This is a genomic window from Sphingomonas sp. IW22, from assembly GCF_041321155.1.
In the GTDB taxonomy this organism is placed as follows: Bacteria; Pseudomonadota; Alphaproteobacteria; order Sphingomonadales; family Sphingomonadaceae; genus Sphingomonas.
This window is the reverse complement of sequence record NZ_JBGGWB010000001.1, coordinates 648187-671830: the sequence shown is the minus strand read 5'-3', so window position 1 is coordinate 671830 and position 23644 is coordinate 648187. Positions and strand designations below refer to the sequence as shown.

Genomic DNA, 23644 nt, shown 5'->3' with positions numbered 1-23644 from the left:
CGGTCAACCCGCCGCCGCGTGCCAGTCCGAAAATGCGGTGCGTGCGCGGGCGGTGTACATCAGCTTGCGGTCGGCCTTTTTCGTGCGCCCCTCGATCGGGGGGAACAGGCCGAAATTGACGTTCATCGGCTGATAGCTGTCCGCCTCTGCCCCGCCGGTGATGTGCGCCAGCAGCGCGCCCAGCGCGGTTTCGACCGGCGGCGCGGGCAACTCGCGCCCGGCCAACTCGGCAGCGGCGAAACGCCCGGCGATCAGGCCGATGGCCGAGCTTTCGACATAGCCCTCGCACCCCGTAATCTGCCCCGCAAAGCGCAGGTTCGGCCGTGCCTTCAGCCGCAGCGTCGGATCAAGCAGCACGGGCGACCGGATGAAGGTATTGCGGTGCAGCCCGCCCAGCCGCGCGAATTCGGCATTTTCCAGCCCGGGAATGGTGCGGAAAATGCGGACCTGCTCGCCATATTTCAGCTTGGTCTGAAAACCGACCATGTTCCACAGCGTCGCGCTGGCATTGTCCTGTCGCAACTGGACACAGGCATAGGGCCAGCGGCCGGTGCGCGGATCGTCCAGCCCCACACCCTTCATCGGACCGAAGCGCAGCGTCTCCACCCCGCGCTCCGCCATCACCTCGATCGGCATGCAGCCGTCGAAATAGGGGACATTCTCCCACTCGCGGAACTCGGCCTTTTCGCCCGCCATCAGTGCGGCGTGGAACGCGTGATACTGATCGCGGTCGAGCGGGCAGTTGATGTAATCCTTGCCGTCGCCCGCCGGGCCCGCCTTGTCCCAGCGCGACTGTTTCCACGCGATGTCCATGTCGATCGATTCGGCGTGGACGATGGGCGCGATCGCGTCGAAGAACGCCAGCGCGTCGGCGCCCGTGGTCGCGCCGATGGCGTCGGCCAGCGACGGCGCGGTCAGCGGGCCGGTCGCGACGATGGCGGGCGTGTCGGTGGGCAGCGTGTCGACGCGTTCGCGAACGACGGTAATGTTGGGATGATCGGCCAGCGCGCGCGTCACGCTTTCGGAAAAGGCGTCACGGTCGACCGCCAGCGCCGATCCGGCGGGCAGCTGGTGCTTGTCCGCCATTGCCATGATCAGCGAGTTCAGCGCGCGCATTTCCGAATGGAGCAGGCCGACGGCGTTACGTTCGGCATCGTCGGAACGAAAGCTGTTGGAGCAGACCAGCTCGGCCAGGCCGTCGGTCTGGTGCGCGGGAGTCATGTCGCCGCTGCCGCGCATTTCGGACAGTTTCACGCGGACGCCCGCCTGTGCCAGCTGCCAGGCGGCTTCGGAACCGGCCAGCCCGCCGCCGATGATATGGATGTCGTAAGTCGTCGTCATGGCGCCGCAGATAGGGATGTCAGCGCCAGCTGTCGAACCACATCCAGCGATTGAAATCCTGTGGGTCCGCTAACGGCGCGCCGCTGATGATCGGATAGAAGCCGGCGAACATCGCAACCGCCAGCACGGCAAAGGCGCCCTCGACCCACCGCAACCGCAGCGGCAACAGCCGTAAAGCCCCGGCACAGGCCAGCGCCGCGAACACGCCCGACAGGTGGTAATAATAATAAAAGCCCAGGCTTTTGGGGATCGCGGCCCAGATGCCGATCGAAAACAGCCACAGCCCCGCCAGCATCAAATACCCGCGATGGCCGCGCAGCCCGGCCCACAGGCAAGCGGCCACCCCGACAAGTCCGCCCCACATCACCACCGGATTGCCCAGCAGCAAAACGCCGCGCAGCACGCCCTGATCGGGTTCATAATAATACCAGATCGGCCGGATCATCAGCGGCCAGCTCCACCAGTCGGACTGATAGGGATGGGGGCGCAGGACTTGAGTCTGCGCGTCATACATGCGCTGTTGCAAAGCGATCAGCGTCGATGGCGAATTGGCATCGGCGGCATAGAAAAACGTGGGGATGAAGGTCGCAAAGTAGACGGCGACCGCGATCAGGCCGAGCGGAATGGCCAGTGCGACGCCCGCGGTTGGGCGGCGGCGATCCGCGAACAGCAGCGCCGTGCACGCCAGCGCGACATAGGGCGCAGCGGCCCATTTCACCGCCACCGCCCCCCCCAGCAGCACGCCCGCCAGCGCGATCCTCAACCCACGTCTGCCCGCCGGGGCGCGTGCCGCCCATAGGGTCGCCGCCAGCCCGCCGGTGACGAACGCCCCCAGAAACCCGTCGAGCATCGCGATCCGCGCCTGCACGAACACCGTCTGGTTGACCGCGACCAGCAACGCGCCCAGCGCCGCCGTCCGCACCGATCCGAACAACAGCATCAGCAGGGCAAAGCCCGACGCGACGGTTGCCGTTCCCGCCAGCGTCGACAATGCGCGCCAGCCGACGGCATTATCCCCGAACAGCGCGATGCCGATTGCGATCAACTGCTTGGCCAGCGGCGGATGCTCTGTATTGGCTGGATGCGCCAGCGTCAGCATCGCGCGGGCGGCCGGCACATAATGCACTTCGTCGAACACCAGCCCCGACGGGCGGGACAAGTAGACGGTGAACAGGCATTGCGCGGCAATCGCGATCAGCAGGGCGACGACGGCGGGGCGTTCGGCAAGGCGCATCGGCATCGGCCCTTAGCGCAGGGTCGCGACGATGGGAACGCGCGCCCTTGCCTGAATGCCCCGTGCGCGCCAATGAAGCAGGCATGAAGCGCAATACAGGCCAGGACCGTTCGATCACCCAGCATTGGCGACCCGCAACCCAGGCGGTGCGCGGTGGCACAAGGCGTTCGGAATTCGGGGAGACGTCGGAGGCGATCTTCCTGACCTCCGGCTATGCCTATGACTGTGCGGGCGACGCCGCCGCGCGGTTTGCGGGCGAACAGTCGGGCATGACCTATTCCCGCCTGCAAAATCCGACGGTGGAGATGCTGGAACAGCGCATCGCCCTGCTGGAAGGGGCAGAGGCGTGCCGCGCGACGGCCAGCGGCATGTCGGCGATGACCGCGGCGCTGCTGTGCCAGCTGGAACAGGGCGACCATGTCGTCGCGGGCCGGGCGCTGTTCGGGTCGTGCCGCTGGCTGACCGACACGCTGCTGCCCAAATTCGGCATTCAGACAACCATCGTCGACGCCCGCGACGCTCAGGCATTTGCCGATGCCACAAACGACCGCACCAAATTGTGGTTTTTCGAAACGCCGGCGAATCCGACGATGGATATCGTCGACCTCAAGGCCGTGTGCGCGCTGGCCAGGCAGTGCGGCGTTCGCACGGTGGTCGACAATGCCTTTGCCACGCCCGCGCTTCAGCGGCCGATGGATTACGGCGCCGACATCGTCGCCTATTCCGCGACCAAGATGATGGACGGGCAGGGCCGCGTGCTGGCCGGGGCGGTGTGCGGGACCGAGGATTTCATCCTCAACGAACTGCTGCCCTTTACCCGCAACACCGGGCCGACGCTGAGTGCGTTCAACGCGTGGGTGGTGCTGAAGGGGCTGGAGACGCTGGACCTGCGCATCCGCCGTCAGTCTGAGAATGCGCTGGAAGTGGGCCGTTTCCTTGAAGCGCGGGTGCCGCGCATCAACCACCCCGGCCTGCCCAGCCACCCACAGCATGCGCTGGCCGCATCGCAGATGGTGATGACCGGGCCGATCTTTTCGTTCGAGGTCGATGGCGGTCGGGCACAGGCGCACGCGCTGCTCGATTCGCTGGGCCTGATCGACATTTCCAACAACATCGGCGATTCGCGTTCGTTGATGACGCATCCGGCGTCGACCACCCATTACGGCGTGGCCGAGGAAAAGCGGATCGAAATGGGCGTGACCGAGGGGCTGTTGCGCCTGAACGTCGGACTGGAAGATCCCGCCGACCTGATCGACGATCTGGATCAGGCATTACGGAAGATCGGCTTGTGAAGGCGCTGTTCACCGAGGAGGCACGGACGCACGGCGTCGTCGTGCGCACCGCGGTCAGCTATCTTCCCGAACAGTCCGAACCGGCGCGCGGCCGCTGGTTCTGGTCCTATCACATCCGCATCGAAAATGACGGGGACATGGGCGTCCAGTTGCTGAGCCGCCACTGGATCATCACCGACGGTCGCGGCGCCCGCCACTCGGTCGAGGGGGAGGGCGTGGTCGGGGAACAGCCGATCATCGCGCCGGGTGGCAGCTTCGATTATGTTTCCGGCTGTCACCTGTCGACGCCGACGGGGTCGATGCAGGGCAGTTATCAGATGCTGGGCGAAGATGGATCGACGTTCGACGTGACGATCCCGAAATTCGGGCTGGTCGCCCCGGCGGTGGCCGAATGAAGCGGACGCACTTGCCACTGAACGGTCTGCGCGTGCTGGATGCGGCGGCGCGGCACCTGTCGTTCACGCGCGCCGCCGACGAACTGGCGGTGACGCCCGCGGCCGTGGGGCAACAGATCCGCGCACTGGAGGATACGCTGGGCGTCGTCCTGTTCCGGCGCACGACGCGCGGGCTGGAGCTGACGCCGGAGGGTGAGCGCGGGCTGGAGGCGCTGCGCGACGGCTTTCTTCAGTTCGAGGAAGCGGTGCGGGCAATGCAGGCGGGGCAATCGTCCAAATCGCTGACCATCGCGGCGCCGCGCGACCTGACCCACAAATGGCTGATGCCACGCCTTGCCGAAATCGGCGCGAGCGAGCCGGAACTGCGCTTTGTCGTGGTGGCGGCGGATGACAGCGTCGATTTTGCCCAGGCCAATCTCGACCTCGCTATCCGCTGGGGTGAAGGGCCGGGCGAGCATGAGGGCGAGGCGATCGAATCGGATGGCATGGTCACCATCGCGCGGCCCGGTGGCGGGTCCGACACGCGCATTTCGTGGCCCGGATGCCTGAACGAGGAATCGGTGTCGCGGATGATGGTCGGCGATGCCGGGCTGGCGATTGAGGCGGCGGCGGCGGGGCTTGGCCATGCGACCGTCCCCGAATTGCTGGCGCGGGCCGACATCGCCGCTGGCCGGGTCGCGGTGCTGGGCGATCCAAAGCCCTATCCACGCGGATACTGGATGGTCGCGCCGCTGCCCCAATGGCGCCAGAAAAAGGTTCGCGCGCTGGTCGACGCGCTGGCGGCGTGACGCCGCGCCCGACGCCGGTTGTGCGAACCGCACGGCTGGTGCTGCGCCCGCGTGTGGTCGACGATGCCGTTGCGCTGCATCCGGCCTTTGCCGATGTCGATGCCATGCGCTGGTGGTCCGGCCCGCCGCATCGCGATCTGGTGGAAACGCGCCGGGCGCTGTCGGCCAGCGATCCGGCCTGTCGCGCATGGGCCATTGTGCCCGCGAACGGGGTGGACGCCATTGGCTTTGTCGCGGCGGGGGAGAAGCGGCAGGGCAATGTCAGCGAAATCGCATATCTGCTGGCCCGTCCCCATTGGGGCGCGGGGTTGGCGCATGAGGCGGTGAGCGCGATCGTTGGCCAGTTGTTTGCGGAGGGACAGCGGCGCGTCTTTGCCGATATCGACCCCGATCATCTCGCGTCGCGCCGATTGGTCGAACGGATCGGCTTTCGGCTCGAAGGCGTGCTGCGCGCGGAATGGGAAACGCATATCGGCGTGCGCGATACGGCGCTTTACGGCCTGATCGCCAGCGAATGGCCAGTGCGCGGCGGTTGAGTCAGTCGGTCACGATCTCTCGCAGGATCGCCTCCAGCACCGGCATCCCCGCTGCGGTGACGCCCAGATGCGTGTCGTCGCCAACCATCAGCCCCTGTTCGATCAGCCGCGCTACCCTTGCGCGGTCGAGCGGCGGTGTGCCCCCTGCCAGCGCGGCGATGCGGGTCAGGTCGATCCCTTCCTCCAGCCGCAAGCCCATCAGCAGCGCTTCGACAGCCTGAGTGGCAGGATCCAGCGCCTCGCTCGTCTCGATGCCGTGACGGTTGCGATCCACCGCCGCCAGCCAGTTTTCGGGCTTTTTCCGGCGAAACGTCGCATCGCCTGTCCGCCGCCCATGCGCGCCGGGGCCGACGCCGACATAATCGCGGTAACGCCAATAGGTCAGGTTGTGGCGGCTCTCCTCGCCGGGGCGGGCGTGATTTGAGATCTCATAGGCGGGCAGCCCCGCCGCCGCGGTGATCGCCCGCGTCTGCTCGAACAGGTCGGCAGCGCTGTCGGCATCGGGAATGGTCAGCGCGCCCTTGGCCGCCAGCGTGGCAAAGCGGGTGCCAGGTTCGATGGTGAGTTGATAAAGCGACAAATGCCCGGTGCCAAAGCCGATGGCGCGGGACAGTTCCTGCTCCCACGCCGCCATCGACTGATCGGGGCGGGCATAGATCAGGTCGAACGACACGCGCGCGAAAGCGGCCTGTGCGGTGTCGAGCGCAGCCAGTCCTTCGCGCACCGAATGGGCGCGGCCCAGAAAGTGCAGCGCTTCATCGTCCAGCGCCTGCAGGCCCAGCGACACGCGATTGACCCCCGCCGCCGCCAGATCGGCAAAGCGCGCCGCCTCAACCGATGACGGATTGGCCTCGAGCGTGATTTCGCAATCGGCCGCCAGCCCCCAGTGGCGGTCCGCCGCCTGGATCAGCGCCGCGACAGTGGCAGGCGGCATCAGCGACGGCGTGCCGCCGCCAAAGAAGATCGAACCCAGCCGCCGACCCGGCGTCAGCGCCGCTTCATGCGCCAGATCGGCCAGCAACGCGTCGAGCCAACGCGCCTGATCCACGCCCTCGCGCACATGGCTGTTGAAATCGCAATAAGGGCATTTGGAAACGCAGAACGGCCAATGGACGTAGAGCGCGAGCGGTTCGGCATTCATCGCCTGTCTTATGGCCACGGGAAGGGCGGGGCGAAAGGGCAAGGCGCCCGCCGGCACGAAAGAAATGGCGCGCAAAAGAAAAGGAGGGCCTTTCGACCCCCCTTTCCCGAAATCGGTGCGCCGCCTGTCGGCGGGCGGCGGACTGCGATCAGTTGCTGTCGGGCAGCTCGTCGCCGTCGTTGGTCAGGCCGACGACGAGGATGGCGACAACGCCGGCGCCGATCAGGGCCGGGAACAGCAGCGAGCCGGTTGCCTTGCTGCTCTTTTCCGAAACGGTCGAAGCGCGGACCTGCTTGGCAACCGACAGGCTGTTGGCCGGGGCGGCAACGACGGGGGCAGCGGCGATGGTGGTCGCGGCGACGGCGGTGAGAATCTTACCGAACATAATGTGCATCTCCCTTAACTAACAAATGGCCGGGTCGGAGACCCGCCCATGAAGAAGAACAAGTCACTAAACCCTGTCCACACCGCGTCGCAACAAATGAAATGCGTTTCGGGTCCGTCCCGACCGCCTTATTGGTCTGAAACCGGCAGAACGTTTTCAACCAGTTGCCGAAATGCATCAGCCCGGTGGCTCATTCCGTGCTTTTCGGCGGGGTCCATCTCTCCAAAGGTCAGCTCATGGCCATGCGGCTGAAACATCGCATCATAGCCAAAGCCGTTGTCGCCGCGCGGCGGCCAGACCAAGCGACCCTCGACCCGGCCCTCAAACCACTCGACATGACCGTCGGGCCAGGCCAGCGCGAGCGCGCAAACGAAATGCGCGTCGCGGGCGGGCGCGGGGTCGATGGCGGCCAGCCGGTCCTCGACCAACCGCATCGCTGTATCGAAATTCTTGCCCGGCCCGGCCCAGCGCGCCGAAAAAATGCCGGGTTCGCCCCCCAGCGCATCGACGCACAGACCCGAATCATCGGCTAGCGCGGGCAGGCCCGACAGGTCGGCGGCCTGCATCGCCTTAAGCTCGGCATTGGCGACAAAGGTCGTGCCGGTTTCTTCGGGCTCGGGCAGCTCCAGCTCCGCCGCCGACACCGGTTCGATACCATAGGGGCCGAGCAGTTCGCGAATCTCGCGCACCTTGCCCGCATTGTGGCTGGCGATCACCAGCCGCCCCGGCGCCAGGCGGCGGATCGCCTGCCGTCCCGAACCCTCGCCGCTCACCGGCCCACCGCCTTGCGCTGTGCCGCGAAGATTTCGTTGCAGCCGATCCGCGCAAGGCGGAGCAGGCGGAGCAGCGATTCCTCGTCATAACAGGCGCCCTCTGCTGTCGCCTGCGCCTCGGCAATGCGGCCATCGCCCAGCAGCACGAAATTGGCGTCAGCGTCGGCAGCCGAATCCTCTGGATAGTCGAGGTCGAGGACCGCCTGGCCGTTATGGATGCCGCAGCTGACGGCAGCGACCTGATGCAGGATCGGGTCGGTCGTCAGCTTGCCGTCGGCCAGCAGCTTGTCGACGGCGAGGCGCAGGGCCACCCATGCGCCCGAAATCGACGCGGTGCGGGTGCCGCCATCGGCCTGGATCACGTCGCAGTCGAGCGTGATCTGACGTTCACCCAACAGTTTCAGGTCGGTAACCGCGCGCAGCGAGCGGCCGATCAGGCGCTGGATTTCCTGCGTGCGTCCCGATTGCTTACCCTTGGCCGCTTCACGGTTGCTGCGCGTGTGCGTGGCGCGGGGCAGCATGCCGTATTCGGCCGTGACCCAGCCTTCGCCCTTGCCGCGCAGGAACGGCGGCACGCGTTCCTCGACGCTGGCGGTCACCAGCACGCGCGTGTCGCCGAAGCCGATCAGCACCGATCCTTCGGCATGGCGGGTGAAATTGGGTTCGACGGTGATCGCACGCATTTCGTCGGGGGCGCGGCCGGATGGGCGCATCTATTCAGCTCCTATTTGGTTGACCGTGGCGATAGCGGCCCCGGCCGCCCGGCGCCAGCACCCCGAAAGGAATTGCCATGATGCTTCGCCCCCTGATCCTCGCTGTGCTTCCGCTGGCAGCGGCGGGTTGTGCCACCGACATGCCCGCCGGTCCCGCAGGGGCGATCCCGATCGAGAGGCAAGCGATCACCTACTCAACCCAACCCTGTTTCGGCACCTGCCCCGTCTACCGCGTCAGCGTGACGCCAGAGGGGCAGGGCGTGTTCACCGGGGAACGGCATACCGCCGTTATCGGGGAGCGCCGGTTCGAAGTGTCGCGCGACGTTGCGCGGCGCTTTATCGATCATCTGGCATCGGTGCGCCCGGCCAGCGGCGACCGGCGCATCGACATGCAGAGCGACGAGTGCGGCATCGCGCCCACCGACATGCCCAGCATCGCGGTTGGATGGGCCAGCAACACCGGCGCCGCGCCCCAGACGCTCAGCCTGTATCTGGGCTGTCGCAGCGATGCGGCACAGCGCGTCGCCACGGTCCTGCGCGCCGCGCCCGATCTGTTGCCGATCGCGGATCTGGTCGGAAAGCGTTGAGCACAGGTGCGTAGGCGCCTACATCAGCGGCATGACGCCCCCGATCCAGGAGATGACCGACCGCGCGCGCGACGTGTTCAGGATCGTCGTTGAAAGCTATCTCGACACCGGATTGCCGGTGGGTTCGCGCACCTTGTCCAAGATTTCGGGTCTGAACCTGTCGCCCGCATCGATCCGCAACGTGATGCAGGATCTGGAGGAAGCGGGGCTGCTTGCCGCGCCGCATACTTCCGCCGGAAGGATGCCGACCGAAAGCGGGCTGCGGCTGTTCGTCGATGGCATGATGCAGAGCCACGAGCCCTCGGTCGAGGAACGCACCGCGATCGAGCGTCAGGCGCATGAGGGCGGGCCGGTCGAGGACGCGATCGCCAATACCACGGCGGTGCTGTCGGGCCTGTCGGCCTGCGCCGGTCTGGTGCTGGTGCCCAAGCGGGAGCCACGGCTGCGCCAGGTCGGTTTCGTGCCGCTCAGCCATGACAAGGCGCTGGCCGTGCTGGTGGGAGAGGACGGATCGGTCGAGAACCGCGTCGTCGACCTGCCGCCCGGCCTGCCGCCCTATGCGCTGGAACAGGCGGCCAATTACCTGTCCGCCATGCTGGCGGGTCAGACGCTCAGCGAAGCGCGGGCGCGGCTCGCCGGTCAGATCGAGCGGGAGCGCGCCGCGCTGGACGCCGCCGCACGCGACCTGATCGAACGCGGGCTGGCGGTGTGGAGCCAGGACGGCGATCAGCGCCCGGTTCTGATCGTGCGCGGTCAGGCGCGGTTGCTGGACATGGGCGCCGCCGACGATCTGGACCGGGTCCGGCTGTTGCTGGACGAGCTGGAGGGTAAGGAGGAGATTGCCCGGCTGCTCGATTCCGCGCGTGAAGGCGATGCGGCGCGGATCTTCATCGGGTCCGAGAACAAGTTGTTCTCCCTGTCCGGCTCTTCGGTGATCGCCAAACCCGTGCGTTCGCTGGACGGTCGGGTGGTCGGCGTGGTGGGCGTGATCGGCCCGACGCGGTTGAACTATGCGCGCGTCGTGCCCATGGTGGATCTGACCGCCGCGACATTATCGCGGCTCTTGAGTTGACTGCGTCACAGGGGCTTATGGAACAGGACAATACGACGGCGGCCGAAGCTGTCGCCAACACCGAAAACGAAGCGCTGCGCGAAGCGACGGCCGAAGCCGCGCCCGAAGTGGCCGAGCATGACCGCCTGAGCGAGCTGGAGGCCGAATTGGCCGACGCCAAGCGGCAGGTGCTGTATGCCCAGGCAGAGGTGCAGAATGTCCGCCGCCGCGCCGAAAAGGAAGCGGCTGACGCGCGCACCTATGCCGCCACCGCCTTTGCCCGCGACGTGCTGTCGGTTGCCGACAATCTGACGCGCGGGCTGGCCGCCATTCCCGAAGAGCTGCGGGAGGACGAGAAGTTCAAGGGGCTGGTGACCGGCCTCGACGCGACGGGGCGTGAACTGGACAGCATCTTTGCGCGCCACGGCATCAGCCGCATCGTCTCGGTCGGGGAGGCCCTGGATCCCAACCGTCATCAGGCGATGTTCGAAGTGCCCACTGCCGATACCGCTCCCGGCACGATCGTGCAGGAGGTTCAGGCCGGCTACATGATCCGCGACCGTCTGTTGCGCCCGGCTCTGGTCGGCGTGGCCAAGGCGGCCGAATAAGCAATCGGGCGGACCGGGCGGACGTCGCGCCGCCCGGTCCGCCCGCCACGACCAAAGGCGGCGCGACAATCGCGATGCCGCCGCTTATCTAGGCGGCCATGCCCAACCGCTTTTCCAGCCTGCCCAACAGACGCACCATCATCGATCGGCGTGCCATCGCCGATCGGCTTGAGGCCCTGCCGCACGGCGATACGGCCGCGATGCGCCATGCATCGACCCAGATGCTCAAGGAAGCGCTGGACGCGGGGCGCAGCGAAATCATGCGCCGTTTCGCCGAACATCCAACCCGCGGGCTCGAAGCGGCGGCGGGGCAGGCGTTCCTGACTGACCAGCTGTTGCGTCTGTTGTGGGACTTCACCGTCCAGCGGCTTTACCCCAACAACAACCCTACTGCGGCCGAGCGCATGACCCTGATCGCGGTCGGCGGCTATGGCCGGGGGGAAATGGCGCCCCATTCGGACATCGACCTTGGCTTCCTGTCGCCGTGGAAGCGCACCGGCTGGTGCGAACAGGTCATCGAATCCATGCTCTATTCGCTGTGGGACATGGGGCTGAAGGTCGGCCATTCGTCCCGGTCGCTGGACGAAATGATCCGCATGGCCAAGTCCGACGTGACAGTCCGCACCGCGCTGCTGGAGGGGCGTTACGTCTGGGGCGATACGGACCTCTACGACGAAGCGTCGCGCCGCTTCCGGCTTGAGGTTCAGTCGGACACGCGCGGCTTCATCGCCGAGAAGCTGGCCGAGCGCGACCAGCGGCATCGCAAGATGGGCGACAGCCGTTATGTCGTCGAACCCAATGTAAAGGAGGGCAAGGGCGGCCTGCGCGACCTGCACACGCTGTTCTGGATCGCCAAGGACGCTTACGGCGTGCAGCGCGCCGCCGAACTGGTCGAAAAGGGGCTGCTGACGCGGCAGGAATATCGCCGTTTCCACCGCGCGGAAAACTTCCTTTGGGCGGTGCGCTGTCACCTTCACCAGATTGCGGGGCGGGCGGAGGATCGCCTGACGTTCGACATGCAGCGCGAGATCGCGGCGCGCATGGCCTATGCCGACCGGCCCGGCAAGCTGGCGGTCGAGCGGTTCATGCAGTTCTACTTCCTGCAGGCGAAGACCGTCGGGGACCTGACGGGCGTGTTCCTGGCGCATCTGGACGAGACCTTTGCCGCCCGCGGGCGCCGCTTCGGGTTGCCCTTCATCCGTCGATCGCCGCGCAAGCTCAATGGGTTCGTCCTTGATCGCGGACGACTGGCGCTGCCGCGTGACGATTTCTTTCGCGAAGACCCGGTCCGCCTGATCGAGCTGTTTTCGCTCGCCGATATTCACGGGGTCGAAATCCACCCGCTGGCGATGCGCGCCGCGGGACGCGATGCCAAGCTGGTCGATGATTATCGCCGCGACAAACGCGCGAACGCCCTTTTCCTCGACCTGTTGACCAGTCCGCGTGACCCCGAAACGGTGTTGCGCTGGATGAACGAGGCGGGGGTGTTCGGCCGCTTCATGCCCGATTTCGGCCGCGTCGTCGCGCAGATGCAGTTCGACATGTATCATCATTATACGGTCGATGAGCACACGATCCGCGCCGTCGGCCTGTTGTCGCAAATCGAACGCGGCCTGTTGGTGGAAGATCATCCGGTCGCCACCGCATTGTTCCCGCAGATCGTTTCGCGCCGTGCGCTGTATGTGGCGGTCCTCTTGCATGACATCGCCAAGGGCCGGGGTGGCGACCATTCGGTGCTGGGTGCCGAAGTGGCCGAGCGGCTGTGCCCGCGCCTGGGCTTGACGCCGGCGGAGACGGAAACGGTCGCGTGGCTGGTCCGCTGGCACCTGCTGATGTCGGCCACCGCGTTCAAGCGCGACCTGTCGGACTTCAAGACCATTCTCGACTTCGCCAGCGCGGTGCAAAGCCCACAGCGGCTGATGATGCTGATGATGTTGACCGTGGTCGATATTCGCGCGGTCGGGCCGGGAACATGGAACGGCTGGAAGCGCCAGTTGATCACCGACCTGTACGACTCGGCGGAGGAGGTGCTGCGCCTGGGCCACAAGCAGCGTGGGCGGGACGAGCGTGTCGCCGCCAAACAGGCTGGGCTGTCACAGGCGCTGGGATGGGACTCGCCTGCGTTCGAGCGGTTGGTGAAGAAGCTGCCCGAAAGCTATTGGGTGGCCGAACCGGCCGATGTCCTCGAACGCAACGCAAAGTTGATCGAGCGGTCGGGTGACGAAAAACTCTCGATCGACGCCCAGCCCGATGCCGAGCGGGGCGCGACGCTGGTCACCATCTATGCCGCCGATCATCCCGGCATCTTCTATCGCATTGCCGGTGCCATTCATGCGGCGGGCGGCAACATCATCGACGCGCGGATCCACACCACGCGAGAGGGGATGGCGCTGGACAATTTCCTGGTGCAGGACCCGCTGGGCCGCCCCTTCGACGACCCCGGACAGATTGAGCGGCTGAAAAGCGCGATCGGCGACGCGCTGCTGAACCGGGCGCGCATCACCGAACGGCTGAAGGCAAAGCCGCTGCCGCGCGTACGGGCGGAGGCGTTTCAGATTGAACCGGCCGTGTTGATCGACAATCACGCCTCCAACCGCTTTACCGTGGTCGAGGTGAACGCCCGCGACCGCCCGGCGCTGCTGTTCCATCTGGCCAATGCGCTGTTCCAGTCGAAGGTGACGATCCATTCCGCGCATGTCGCCACTTATGGCGAGCGCGCGGTCGACACCTTTTACGTGACCGACCTGATCGGCGACAAAATCGACGCCACCGGGCGGATGCGGACCCTAGAGCGTCGGTTGCTGGAGGCGGCGAGCGATAGCACCATGGCGAACGCGGCCTGAGCGCCGGTTGAAGGAGATGACGATGCCGCTGCCCCTGTTGCTGCTCGCCGCACCGCTGCTGATCGCGGCGGCACCGGTCGAGGCGCTGGATACGCCGACCTTTTTGTTGCTAGCGACCGCGATCGTGGGCGTGGTGCTGCTGCGCGGCGTGCTGTTGCGGCGCCATCTGCGCAAGCGGCGCACGCGGCGTGGCGAAGATGTCGCTCCGTCCGACCGCGATGCAAGCGGCGATGGCAACGACGCGGGCGGCCCCTGATCACCCGCCGCGCTGCCTCTAGGCCGTAGGCTTATGTGGGGCCGGTCGGCAAGCGCCCCAAAGCTGTACGTAGCCGGTGCCGTGGACCATGCTCGGAAGCGGACATCGGGAGAGAGAGAATGCAAGTCATCGCCGTTCTGATCGGCGTTCTGATGTTACTGCCGATGCTGATCTACTGCGTAGCGCAAACATACCGCGATGTGCGCCGCCGTCAGTGGGCGTTCGCCGCTTGGGGCGGAGGGACAATCCTCTTCATAGGCTGGATCATCGGAGTGCTAACAAGAGGCCCGTTTTACTGACGACCCGGACCGCTCTGAGGCGGCTCCCCGCGTCAAAGCAGACCGGACGCTAACCACCCATAGTCGGACGGCTAACCATTCTGCCGAAAGCGGTCTTTTCTAAGTCCTCAGCCTGAAGCCATGAAAAAGGGGCGGCCCCGGATGGAGCCGCCCCGTTTTTCGAGCGATGATCGTCGCTGCGATTATTTCGGCGACAGGACCATCAGCATCTGTCGGCCTTCCATGCGCGGATAGCTCTCGATCTTCGCATCTTCGGCGCAATCCTGCTGGACGCGCTGGAGCAGCTGCATGCCGAGCTGACCATGGCTGAGTTCACGACCGCGGAAACGCAGCGTGACCTTTACCTTGTCACCCTCGCCGATGAACTTGTGGATCGCCTTGACCTTCACGTCATAGTCGTGATCGTCAATGTTCGGACGCATCTTGATCTCCTTGATCTCCTGCGTCTTCTGGGTCTTGCGAGCCTGGTTGGCCTTTTTCTGGGCTTCGTACTTGTACTTGCCCACATCCAGGAACTTGGCGACCGGCGGATCGGCGTTGGGCGAAACCTCGACCAGGTCGAGTCCGACTTCCTTGGCCTGTTCCATCGCTTCGCGCGTGTACATCACGCCCAGATTCTCACCGTCCTGGTCGATGACCCGGACGCGCGGGGACTGGATGAACTCGTTGAAACGAGGACCGTTCATGGGCGGGGGCGCCATCGGGCGCCGCATCGGGGGACGTATAGTGCAATCTCCTAAGGTAGTTCGACCGACAATATAATGATTCAACCCGCGCGATGAAAGGCGGTTGCATCTTTTGTTGCATGCCCCGCCGCGACTGTTGCCGATTCAGCGCAGATCGGGCGGCGTGGCCTCCTCACGCAGCATGGCGATCGCGTCTTCCAGCGACATCATCCGCTGCCCCTCGCGGCCCAGCGTACGGACGGCGACGGTGCCTTCCTCCGCCTCCCGCTTGCCGACGACCAGCAGGTGCGGAACCTTGGCCAGCGAATGTTCGCGGACCTTGTAGTTGATCTTCTCGTTGCGAAGGTCGCTGTCGACGCGGATGCCGGCTGCCTTCAGCTTGTCCGCCACATCGCGGGCATAGCCGTCGGCGTCGGACACGATGGTTGCGACAACCGCCTGCGTCGGCGCCAGCCACACGGGCAGGCGACCGGCGAAATGTTCGATCAGGATGCCGATGAAGCGTTCATAACTGCCGAAGATCGCACGGTGCAGCATGATCGGGCGGTGGCGCTCCCCATCTTCCGCCACATAGCTGGCGTCGAGCCGTTCGGGCAGCACGCGGTCGGACTGGATGGTGCCGACCTGCCACGTTCGGCCGATCGCGTCGGTCAGATGCCATTCCAGCTTGGGTGCGTAGAAGGCACCTTCGCCGGGCAGTTCTTCCCAGCCATATTCCTCGGTCGCCAGACCCGCCTCGACCACGGCGTTGCGAAGCTCGGTTTCGGCGAGGTCCCACATCTCTTCGGTACCGAACCGCTTTTCGGGGCGCAGCGCCAGCTTGATCGAATAGGTGAAGCCGAAGTCGCGATAGATGCGGTCGGCCAGCTCGCAGAATTTGCGAACCTCCTCGACGATCTGGTCCTCGCGGCAGAAGATGTGCGCGTCGTCCTGCGTGAACTGGCGCACACGCATCAGGCCGTGCAGCGCGCCGTGCGGTTCGTTGCGGTGGCAGCAGCCATTTTCGTACAGGCGCAGCGGCAGGTCGCGATAGGACTTGATCCCCTGACGAAAGATCAGGACGTGCGCGGGGCAGTTCATCGGCTTCAACGCCATCCAGTCGGCGTCGTCGCTGACGATGGGGCCTTCATCCTCGGTATTGGGCACTTCGTCGGGGATGACGAACATGTTCTCGCGATATTTGCCCCAGTGGCCGGACTGTTCCCACTGACGCGCGTCCATCACCTGTGGCGTCTTGACCTCGCGATAACCCGCACCGTCGATCGCGCGGCGCATATAGGCCTCAAGCTCACGCCAGATGACGAAGCCATTGGGGTGCCAGAACACGCTGCCATGCGCCTCGGCCTGAAGGTGGAACAGGTCCATTTCCTGCCCCAGCTTGCGATGATCGCGCTTGGCCGCTTCCTCCAGCCGGTGGAGATGCTGGTCAAGTTGCTTCTTGTTAAGCCAGCCGGTGCCATAGATGCGGCTGAGCATCGCGTTCTTCTGATCGCCGCGCCAATAGGCACCCGATACGCGCGTCAGCTTGAAGGCGTCGGGCGCGACCTTGCCGGTGGAGGCAAGGTGCGGGCCGCGGCACATGTCGAGCCATGCGTCCTCGGCCCGACCCGCGCGATAGACGGTCAGTTCCTCGTCATCGGGCAGTTCGGCGGCCCACTCGGCCTTGAACGTCTCACCCTGCGCGGTCCAGCGTTCGATCAGCGCCTCCCGCGTCCAGACTTCGCGGATCAGCGGCTGGTCGGCGGCAATGATGCGGCGCATCTCCGCCTCGATCGCGGGCAGGTCTTCCTCGGTAAAGGGGCGGTCCTTTGGCGCGAAGTCGTAATAGAAGCCGTCGTCGGTTGCGGGGCCAAAGGTGATCTGCGTGCCGGGAAACAGGCTTTGCACCGCTTCGGCAAGGATGTGCGCATAGTCGTGGCGCGCCAGTTCCAGCGCGTCCGCCTCGTCCTTGGCGGTGATCAGCGCAAGGCTGGCATCGCTGTCGAACGGACGCATGATGTCGCGCACTTCGCCATTGACGCGCGCGGCCAGCGCCGCCTTGGCCAGGCCCGGCCCGATCGCGGCCGCCACGTCGCCGGGGGTGGTCCCGGGCGCCACCTCACGCACGGAACCGTCGGGCAGCGTGATGCGGAACATGGCGGACATCTGAAAATCACCTATGGGCGTGGGAAGAACGGCGCATATGCCGCGTTGCACTACCCTAGCGCAAGTCAGGCGATGCCGAACGGCACCACAGTGTTGTCGCCGTCATGCCCCACCCGCGCGCGGCCCAGATAGGGCACGCCCATTTCGCCGCACCAGCGCGTCATGATCTCCTCCAGCGTCTCGCCAAACGCCTCTGGCCCGTCGCCTTCGGGAACGGCGGTGACACCGCCCAGCCGGATGCCCGCAATCCCCCGCAACTGCGTCGATTGCGCCAGCTGAAACATCATCCGGTCGATCCGGTAGTAGCTTTCGCCCACTTCCTCGATCAGCAGGACGTGGTCGGTCAGATCGGGCACCCATGGCGTGCCCAGCATCGCCGTCAGGATCGCCAGATTGAACGCCGCCGCCGGGCGCCCGTCCAGACCGGGTTCCAGCGCGCGCCGGTCCTTTGCCGTCAGCCACGCCAGCGCGCGCCATGCCGGGCCGGCGCGATTGCGCTCGGTCGCTTCGGTCGACATCGGGCCGTGGCAGGGATGGCCGATCCGCTGCGCGTACAGCGCGCCCAGCAGGAACCCCATGTCCGAATAGCCCAGATAGGTCTTGGCCCGCGCCGCGTCGTTCAGCTGCGGCATCACGTCGCGCAGGATACGGTTCGATCCATAACCGCCGCGCGCGAACCAGATCGCGTCGATGGCGGGATCGTTCGCGCGCGCGAGGAAGGTTTTGGCGCGAAGCGTATCCGGTCCGGCGAAATGTCCCGCATCGGCAAAGCATTGCGGGTCGAACACCAGTTCGACTTCGGGAAAGCTGAGCGCGGCAAAGGCGGCCCCGCGTGCTGCGGCCTCTGGCGTGATCGAACGGGCGGGGGCGACGACGGCGATCTTCATGCGGCTGGACCCTAAGCGGGCGGGGCGGGGCGTGTCGAGCGGGCTTGCCCTTGGCCATGCAAGTGCCGATAGGCGGATGCCTATGGGCGAACGCTATTTCTTTGTCGGTATCGGCGGGTCCGGCATGATGCCGCTGGCGATGATCCTTGCCGGTCGCGGGGCGACCATCACGGGGTCCGACCGCACGCTTGATCAGGGGCGGCTGGCGCATAAATTCGATGCGCTGCGGGCGTTGGGCATCGAATTGTTCGCACAGGACGGCAGCGGCATCGTCGATGGCGGACAGACCGTCGTGGCATCCGCCGCCATCGAGGACAGCGTGCCCGACATCCAGGCGGCGGCGCGTGTCGGTGCCCCGCGCATGAGCCGCGCGCAATTGCTGGCAAAGCTGTTCAACGACAGCGCCCTGTCGATCGGTGTGGCGGGGACCAGCGGAAAATCGACCGTGACCGGCATGATCGGCTGGATTCTGCATGCATGCGGCCGCAACCCCACGGTGATGAACGGCGCGGTGATGAAGAACTTCGTCGCCCCCGACCGCCCCTTTGCCAGCGCACTGGTCGGCGGCGGCGATGCGTTCGTCAGCGAAGTGGACGAAAGCGACGGCTCGATCGCGCTTTATTCGCCCGACATCGCGGTGCTGAACAATGTCAGCCTCGACCACAAGTCGCTGGACGAACTGCACGCGCTGTTCGGCGATTTCGCGGGCAAGGCGCGAATGACGGTGGTGAACATCGGCGACGCCGAAGCGGCGGCGCTGGCGGCCGGCATCGGCGCGGACCGCCGCACGACCTTTGCCGTGGAGGGTGATGCGGATCTGAGCGCGCACGACCTGATCCCCGAGCCCTTTGCCATCGCCTTCACTTTGGTGGGGGAGGGGCAGCGGCTGCCCGTGCGGCTGTCGGTGCCGGGTCGGCACAATGTCGCCAACGCGCTGGCCGCCATCGGGGCGGCGCGGGCGGCGGGCGTGCCGCTGGCCGACGCGGCGCGCGCGATTGCGGGCTTTACCGGGCTGAAGCGTCGGTTCGAGCTGGTGGGGACGGCGGGCGGCGTCGCGGTGATCGACGATTTCGGGCACAACCCGGACAAGATCGCCGCCACACTCGACACGCTCGCCGCCTTTCCCGGTCCGCTGAAGCTATTGTTCCAGCCGCACGGCTATGGCCCGTTGAAGGTGATGCGCCGCGAGCTGGTCGAAAGCCTGGCCGCGCGGCTACGGCCGGGCGACGAACTGGTCTTGCCCGATCCCGTCTATCATGGCGGCACCACCAGCCGGGAAGTGACCAGCGCGGACATCGTCGCCGACCTGACCGCGCAAGGGGCGCCCGCGCGCCACATTCCCGACCGCGCCGCCGCCGCCGCGCATCTGGTCGCGACCGCATCGCCCGGCGACCGCATCGTCGTGATGGGCGCGCGCGACGACACGCTCAGCCAGCTTGCCGCCGAAATGCTCACCCAGATCAGCACCAAGGAACAGCCATGAGCCAGGACGCCCGCATCGCCTTTCGCGTGACAGAGGGGGCGGGGCCGACCATCGTCTTCCTGCCCGGCTATGCCAGCGACATGAGCGGCACCAAGGCGCTGGCGCTGGAGGCCTGGGCCAAGGAAAATGGCCGCGCCTGCATCCGCTTCGACTATCGCGGCTGTGGCGAGAGCGAGGGCGCGTTTGAGGATTATACGCTGGCCGACTGGCGCGACGACGCGCTGCTGGTCATCGATCAGGTGGCAAAGGGGCCGGTGGTGCTGGTCGGATCGTCGATGGGCGGCTGGATCGCGTTGCTGGTCGCGCGCGAACGGCCAGACCGGATCGCCGCGCTGGTTGGCATCGCGCCCGCCCCCGACTTCACCGACTGGGGCTTTTCGCAGGCCGACAAGATGAAGCTGTTGACCGACGGGCGGCTGGAAAAGCCGTCACCCTATTCCGATCAGCCGACCGTCACCACGCGCGCCTTCTGGTCGTCGGGGGAAGCGAACCGGCTGATGCACGGCACGATCCCGCTCAAGCTGCCGGTGCGGATCGTGCAGGGGATGCGCGACAGTGACGTGCCATGGGAACGCGCCGCACGGCTGGCGCAGTTGATCAAGGGTGCCGATGTCCAGTGCTGGCTGGTCAAGGACGGCGACCATCGCCTGTCGCGTGATGCCGACATCGCGCTGATCCTGCGCGCGGTCGAGGATGCGGGCGCGGCAATTCCGGCCTGAAGGCGGTTTGCGACCGGCGAACGCGTTCCCATATCGCGCGGACGGCGGCCCCCGCCGCCAACGATCCAGAATAAAAGGGAGCGCTTCGTTGAACTACCTTCACACCATGATCCGTGTGACCGACCCGGACGCCACAATCGCCTTTTTCGAGCTGCTCGGCCTGAAGGAAGTGCGGCGCATGGAAAATGAAGCTGGCCGCTTCACGCTGATCTTCCTCGCTACGCCGGAGGATATGAACGGCCCCGGCGAACGCGCCAATGCCGAAGTCGAGCTGACCTATAACTGGCCGGCACAGGACGGCAGCGCGCCGGAGGTTTATACCGGCGGGCGCAATTTCGGGCACCTCGCCTACCGCGTCGACAATATCTACGACACGTGCCAGCGGCTGATGGACGGCGGCGTCACGATCAACCGCCCGCCGCGCGACGGCAACATGGCGTTCGTGAAGACGCCCGACGGCATCTCGATCGAACTCTTGCAGGCCGGTGACGCGCTGGCCCCGGCGGAACCCTGGGCATCGATGCCCAATACGGGTAGCTGGTAAGATGACCGCGCCGCTTCAGGTCGTGGGCGTGCCCGCGCTGTCCGACAATTATGTCTGGCTGATCCATGACGCCGAGACTGGCGAGACGGTGGTGGTCGACCCGGCCGAAGCGGCGCCCGTGCTGGCCGCCGCCGATGCGCGCGGCTGGCGCATCGGGCAGGTGTGGAATACCCACTGGCACCCCGATCATACCGCCGGCAATCAGGGGGTGAAGGACGCGCATGGCGCGATCGTCACCGCCCCCGCCGCCGAAGCCGAAAAAATCCCCACCGCCGACCGGCTGGTGGCGGAGGGGGACGCCGTGACCATCGGCGCGCACCGGGCGATGATCTGGGAAACGCCCGCGCACACGGCCGGGCATATCAGCTATCATTTTGCCGACGACGCCATCGCCTTTGTCGGGGATACGATGTTCGCCATGGGCTGCGGGCGTTTGTTCGAAGGGACGCCCGAACAGATGCACGCCGCGCTTCAGCGCCTCGCCGCGCTGCCGCCGGAGACGGTCATCTACTGCGCGCACGAATATACGCTGTCCAACGCCCGCTTCGCAGCGCATGTCGAGCCGGATAATGCAGCGGTGGCCGAGCGGCTGGCGGAGGTCGAACGGCTGCGCGCGGGCGGACAGCCGACGGTGCCGACCACCATCGGCGCGGAACGGGCGACCAACCCCTTTGTGCGGGTGGACAGCGCCGCCGCTCTGGCCGAACGTCGCGCGGCGAAGGACAGTTTCAAGGGTTGATGGCGCTCATCGCCGGTTCATGCGTTGGCGGCTAAATCCGAAAGGATCAGGAGAGGCCTGCCATGCGACTCGCACCGCCCATTATCGCCGCCGCAGCATTGCTTGCCGGTTGCACCGCAACCGCTGAACAACAGGCGGCGCGCGCCGACCGCGACGCCGAAAACGCCGCCGAGTTGCGGGAGGCGCTGGCCGGTTTCACGGCGGGCGACCCGCAAAGCTGCCTGCCGCCCACCGCCACACGGCGCACGCAATATTACGGCAATACCATCCTGTATGAAGTTAGCGGGCGGCTGCTCTATCGCACCGACACGACGGGCGGCTGCAATCTGGAACGCGACGATATCCTGATCACCCAGACGCCGATCGGGCGGCTGTGCCGCGGCGACATTGCCCGGACGGTCGACCGCGCCTCGCAATTCCAGACGGGTTCCTGCGCGATGGGTGAGTTCACCCCCTATCGCAAGGCGGAGCGTTGAGGATGCGCGCGCTTCTGATCGCCAGCGCAGCGCTCGCCTGCGCCGGCTGTGCCGCCGATGCCCAGCGAACCGCCGATATAAGGGAACGCGGCGCGCGTGAATTCGCCGAAGCGACGAAGGACCGGGTCGCTGGCGCACCGAACGACTGTATCAGCCTGCAACGGACCGGCGGACCGCAGATCGTGTCGCCCGACACGCTGATCTATCGCGACGGCAGCACTTTGTGGGTGACCAGGGTGCAAGGCTGCACGTTCCTGGACGACAATGACCTGGTCGTCTCACGCGTGTTCGGCAGCCAGTTGTGCCGCAACGACCAGTTCCGCACGTTGCAACGCGGCACGTCGTCGATCCCCGGGCCCATCTGCCGCTATGGCAACTTCACGCCATATCGGCGGCAGACGGGCTGAGGGGCCGGGTTACAGCACGTAGCGGCTGAGGTCGGTGTTGCGCGCAATGTCGGCCAGTTGCGCCTCGACATAGGCGGCGTCGACGGTCAGCGTCGCGCCCTGTCGATCCTCTGCATCGAAGCTGATTTCTTCCAGCAGCTTTTCCATCACCGTCTGCAACCGGCGCGCGCCGATATTCTCGACTTCCCCGTTCACCTCCGCCGCGATGCGGGCGATGGCGCGAATGCCGTCGGCGGTGAAGTCGATGCTGACCCCTTCGGTGCCGATCAGCGCCTTATATTGTTCGGGCAGGCTGGCCTTGGTGTCGGACAGGATGGCGACGAAATCATCCTCGGTCAGCCCCTTCAGCTCGACCCGGATCGGCAGGCGCCCCTGAAGTTCGGGCAGCAGGTCGCTGGGCTTGGCCACATGGAATGCGCCCGATGCGATGAACAGCACATGGTCGGTCTTCATCGGCCCGTATTTGGTGGCAACGGTCGTGCCCTCGATCAGCGGCAGCAGGTCGCGCTGAACGCCTTCACGGCTGACCGATCCGCCGCGCACATCGCTGACGGCGATCTTGTCGATCTCGTCGAGGAACACGATGCCATTGGCTTCCGCATCGGCCAGCGCGGCGCGGTGTACCTCGTCCTGATCCAGCCGCTTGTCGGCTTCTTCCTCGACCAGCTTGGCCCAGGCGGCATGGACGTTCATCTTGCGCCGCTTCAGCTGCGGGCCGCCGAACGACTTCATCATCTCGCCCAGATTGATCATCTGCGGCCCGGCACCGGGGATTTCGAACGGGGCGTTCGATGCCGCCTCCAGCTCGATCTCGATCTCGGTATTGTCCAGATGCCCTTCGTTCAGCCGCTGGCGGAAGCTCTCCCGCGTGGCCTGCGAGCTGTCCTTGCCGGTCAGCGCGTCGAGCAGGCGGGTCATGGCCGCAGCCTCCGCCTTGTCCTTTACGGCGGTACGGCGGCGTTCCTTTTCCAGCCGGATCGCTTCCTCGACCAGGTCGCGGGCAATCTGTTCGACGTCGCGCCCGACATAGCCGACTTCGGTAAACTTGGTCGCCTCAACCTTGACGAACGGCGCGTCGGCCAGCTTGGCCAGACGGCGGCTGATCTCGGTCTTGCCGCAGCCAGTCGGGCCGATCATCAGGATGTTCTTGGGGCTGACCTCGTCACGCAGATCGGCGGAGAGCTGTTGCCGCCGCCAGCGGTTGCGAAGGGCGACGGCGACCGCGCGCTTGGCGTCCTTTTGCCCAATGATGTGCGAATCGAGTGCGGCGACGATCGCCTTGGGCGTGAGTTGTTCGTTCATGATATCCGGGAAAA

General features: G+C 66.1%; 26 protein-coding genes. 16 read left to right on the top strand and 10 right to left on the bottom strand.

Annotated features, from left to right (window positions below; all coding sequences use genetic code 11):
* Positions 1-3: 3 nt before the first annotated feature.
* The gene (gene trmFO, locus ACAX61_RS03365) at positions 4-1341 is read right to left on the bottom strand and encodes a methylenetetrahydrofolate--tRNA-(uracil(54)-C(5))-methyltransferase (FADH(2)-oxidizing) TrmFO (RefSeq protein ID WP_370713404.1); all 1338 of its coding nucleotides are present in this window, start codon (positions 1339-1341) and stop codon (positions 4-6) included.
* Positions 1342-1360: 19 nt separating this feature from the next.
* A complete protein-coding gene (locus ACAX61_RS03360) occupies positions 1361-2581 on the bottom strand; it encodes a phospholipid carrier-dependent glycosyltransferase (RefSeq protein ID WP_370713403.1) in 1221 nt (406 codons plus the stop codon).
* A gap of 77 nt (positions 2582-2658) precedes the next feature.
* Here ACAX61_RS03360 and ACAX61_RS03355 point away from each other — a divergent pair, with 77 nt between their 5' ends.
* The 4 genes from ACAX61_RS03355 to ACAX61_RS03340 are packed head-to-tail and all read left to right on the top strand — an operon-like array spanning position 2659 to position 5586.
* Positions 2659-3867 carry a trans-sulfuration enzyme family protein gene (locus ACAX61_RS03355; RefSeq protein WP_370713402.1) on the top strand — a complete coding sequence of 403 codons (1209 nt, stop codon included), beginning with the start codon at positions 2659-2661 and terminating at the stop codon, positions 3865-3867.
* Positions 3864-4262 carry a Co2+/Mg2+ efflux facilitator ApaG/CorD gene (gene apaG / locus ACAX61_RS03350; protein WP_370713401.1) on the top strand — a complete coding sequence of 133 codons (399 nt, stop codon included), beginning with the start codon at positions 3864-3866 and terminating at the stop codon, positions 4260-4262. Before ACAX61_RS03355 ends, apaG begins: the two co-directional genes overlap by 4 nt.
* A complete protein-coding gene (locus ACAX61_RS03345; protein ID WP_370713400.1) occupies positions 4259-5050 on the top strand; it encodes a LysR family transcriptional regulator in 792 nt (263 codons plus the stop codon). Before apaG ends, ACAX61_RS03345 begins: the two co-directional genes overlap by 4 nt.
* A complete protein-coding gene (locus ACAX61_RS03340; RefSeq protein ID WP_370713399.1) occupies positions 5047-5586 on the top strand; it encodes a GNAT family N-acetyltransferase in 540 nt (179 codons plus the stop codon). Before ACAX61_RS03345 ends, ACAX61_RS03340 begins: the two co-directional genes overlap by 4 nt.
* Position 5587: 1 nt before the next feature.
* Here the strand turns inward: ACAX61_RS03340 and hemW are convergent, their stop codons facing one another.
* The 4 genes from hemW to rph form a co-directional block, all read right to left on the bottom strand.
* Complete coding sequence (gene hemW / locus ACAX61_RS03335) at positions 5588-6727, bottom strand: radical SAM family heme chaperone HemW (RefSeq protein WP_370713398.1); 1140 nt, start codon at positions 6725-6727, stop codon at positions 5588-5590.
* A gap of 148 nt (positions 6728-6875) precedes the next feature.
* Positions 6876-7112: a hypothetical protein gene (locus tag ACAX61_RS03330; protein WP_370713397.1), complete on the bottom strand. Its 237-nt coding sequence runs from the start codon at positions 7110-7112 to the stop codon at positions 6876-6878.
* Between the two features lie 128 nt (positions 7113-7240).
* Positions 7241-7885: an RdgB/HAM1 family non-canonical purine NTP pyrophosphatase gene (gene rdgB, locus ACAX61_RS03325; protein WP_370713396.1), complete on the bottom strand. Its 645-nt coding sequence runs from the start codon at positions 7883-7885 to the stop codon at positions 7241-7243.
* Positions 7882-8598 (bottom strand): ribonuclease PH, encoded by a 717-nt coding sequence (rph, locus tag ACAX61_RS03320; RefSeq protein ID WP_370713395.1) that lies wholly within the window; start codon positions 8596-8598, stop codon positions 7882-7884. The genes rdgB and rph overlap by 4 nt, the downstream gene beginning before the upstream one ends.
* 77 nt (positions 8599-8675) lie before the next feature.
* Between rph and ACAX61_RS03315 the strand changes: the two genes are divergently transcribed.
* From ACAX61_RS03315 to ACAX61_RS03290, 6 genes are all read left to right on the top strand, one after another.
* The gene (locus ACAX61_RS03315) at positions 8676-9185 is read left to right on the top strand and encodes a DUF6438 domain-containing protein (protein ID WP_370713394.1); all 510 of its coding nucleotides are present in this window, start codon (positions 8676-8678) and stop codon (positions 9183-9185) included.
* Positions 9186-9216: 31 nt separating this feature from the next.
* Complete coding sequence (gene hrcA / locus ACAX61_RS03310; RefSeq protein WP_370713393.1) at positions 9217-10257, top strand: heat-inducible transcriptional repressor HrcA; 1041 nt, start codon at positions 9217-9219, stop codon at positions 10255-10257.
* Between the two features lie 17 nt (positions 10258-10274).
* On the top strand, positions 10275-10844 hold the full coding sequence (gene grpE, locus ACAX61_RS03305) for a nucleotide exchange factor GrpE (RefSeq protein WP_370713392.1): 570 nt from the start codon (positions 10275-10277) through the stop codon (positions 10842-10844).
* Positions 10845-10942: 98 nt separating this feature from the next.
* Complete coding sequence (locus tag ACAX61_RS03300) at positions 10943-13687, top strand: [protein-PII] uridylyltransferase (RefSeq protein ID WP_370713391.1); 2745 nt, start codon at positions 10943-10945, stop codon at positions 13685-13687.
* Between the two features lie 22 nt (positions 13688-13709).
* Positions 13710-13943, top strand: coding sequence for a hypothetical protein (locus ACAX61_RS03295; RefSeq protein WP_370713390.1), 234 nt, complete (start codon positions 13710-13712; stop codon positions 13941-13943).
* 119 nt (positions 13944-14062) lie between these two features.
* Entirely contained in the window at positions 14063-14242 is a 180-nt protein-coding gene (locus tag ACAX61_RS03290) for a hypothetical protein (protein ID WP_370713389.1), read from the top strand.
* A gap of 182 nt (positions 14243-14424) precedes the next feature.
* Here ACAX61_RS03290 and infC read toward each other — a convergent pair whose 3' ends face one another.
* The 3 genes from infC to ACAX61_RS03275 form a co-directional block, all read right to left on the bottom strand.
* A complete protein-coding gene (infC, locus tag ACAX61_RS03285; protein ID WP_370713388.1) occupies positions 14425-14955 on the bottom strand; it encodes a translation initiation factor IF-3 in 531 nt (176 codons plus the stop codon).
* A 117-nt stretch (positions 14956-15072) separates the two neighbouring features.
* Positions 15073-17073, bottom strand: coding sequence for a threonine--tRNA ligase (thrS, locus tag ACAX61_RS03280; protein ID WP_370713387.1), 2001 nt, complete (start codon positions 17071-17073; stop codon positions 15073-15075).
* Positions 17074-17138: 65 nt separating this feature from the next.
* Positions 17139-17960, bottom strand: coding sequence for an LD-carboxypeptidase (locus ACAX61_RS03275; protein WP_370713386.1), 822 nt, complete (start codon positions 17958-17960; stop codon positions 17139-17141).
* 76 nt (positions 17961-18036) lie between these two features.
* Here ACAX61_RS03275 and ACAX61_RS03270 point away from each other — a divergent pair, with 76 nt between their 5' ends.
* The 6 genes from ACAX61_RS03270 (at position 18037) to ACAX61_RS03245 (ending at position 22328) form a co-directional block, all read left to right on the top strand.
* A complete protein-coding gene (locus tag ACAX61_RS03270) occupies positions 18037-19443 on the top strand; it encodes a glutamate ligase domain-containing protein (RefSeq protein WP_370714887.1) in 1407 nt (468 codons plus the stop codon).
* Entirely contained in the window at positions 19440-20162 is a 723-nt protein-coding gene (locus tag ACAX61_RS03265) for an alpha/beta fold hydrolase (protein ID WP_370713385.1), read from the top strand. Before ACAX61_RS03270 ends, ACAX61_RS03265 begins: the two co-directional genes overlap by 4 nt.
* 88 nt (positions 20163-20250) lie before the next feature.
* Positions 20251-20706, top strand: coding sequence for a VOC family protein (locus tag ACAX61_RS03260; RefSeq protein WP_370713384.1), 456 nt, complete (start codon positions 20251-20253; stop codon positions 20704-20706).
* Position 20707: 1 nt separating this feature from the next.
* On the top strand, positions 20708-21445 hold the full coding sequence (gene gloB / locus ACAX61_RS03255) for a hydroxyacylglutathione hydrolase (RefSeq protein ID WP_370713383.1): 738 nt from the start codon (positions 20708-20710) through the stop codon (positions 21443-21445).
* Between the two features lie 62 nt (positions 21446-21507).
* Positions 21508-21921 carry a hypothetical protein gene (locus tag ACAX61_RS03250; protein WP_370713382.1) on the top strand — a complete coding sequence of 138 codons (414 nt, stop codon included), beginning with the start codon at positions 21508-21510 and terminating at the stop codon, positions 21919-21921.
* 2 nt (positions 21922-21923) lie between these two features.
* The gene (locus tag ACAX61_RS03245; protein WP_370713381.1) at positions 21924-22328 is read left to right on the top strand and encodes a hypothetical protein; all 405 of its coding nucleotides are present in this window, start codon (positions 21924-21926) and stop codon (positions 22326-22328) included.
* Positions 22329-22337: 9 nt separating this feature from the next.
* On the opposite strand, the gene hslU is transcribed toward ACAX61_RS03245, so the two are convergent.
* On the bottom strand, positions 22338-23630 hold the full coding sequence (hslU, locus tag ACAX61_RS03240; protein ID WP_370713380.1) for an ATP-dependent protease ATPase subunit HslU: 1293 nt from the start codon (positions 23628-23630) through the stop codon (positions 22338-22340).
* Positions 23631-23644 lie beyond the last annotated feature (14 nt).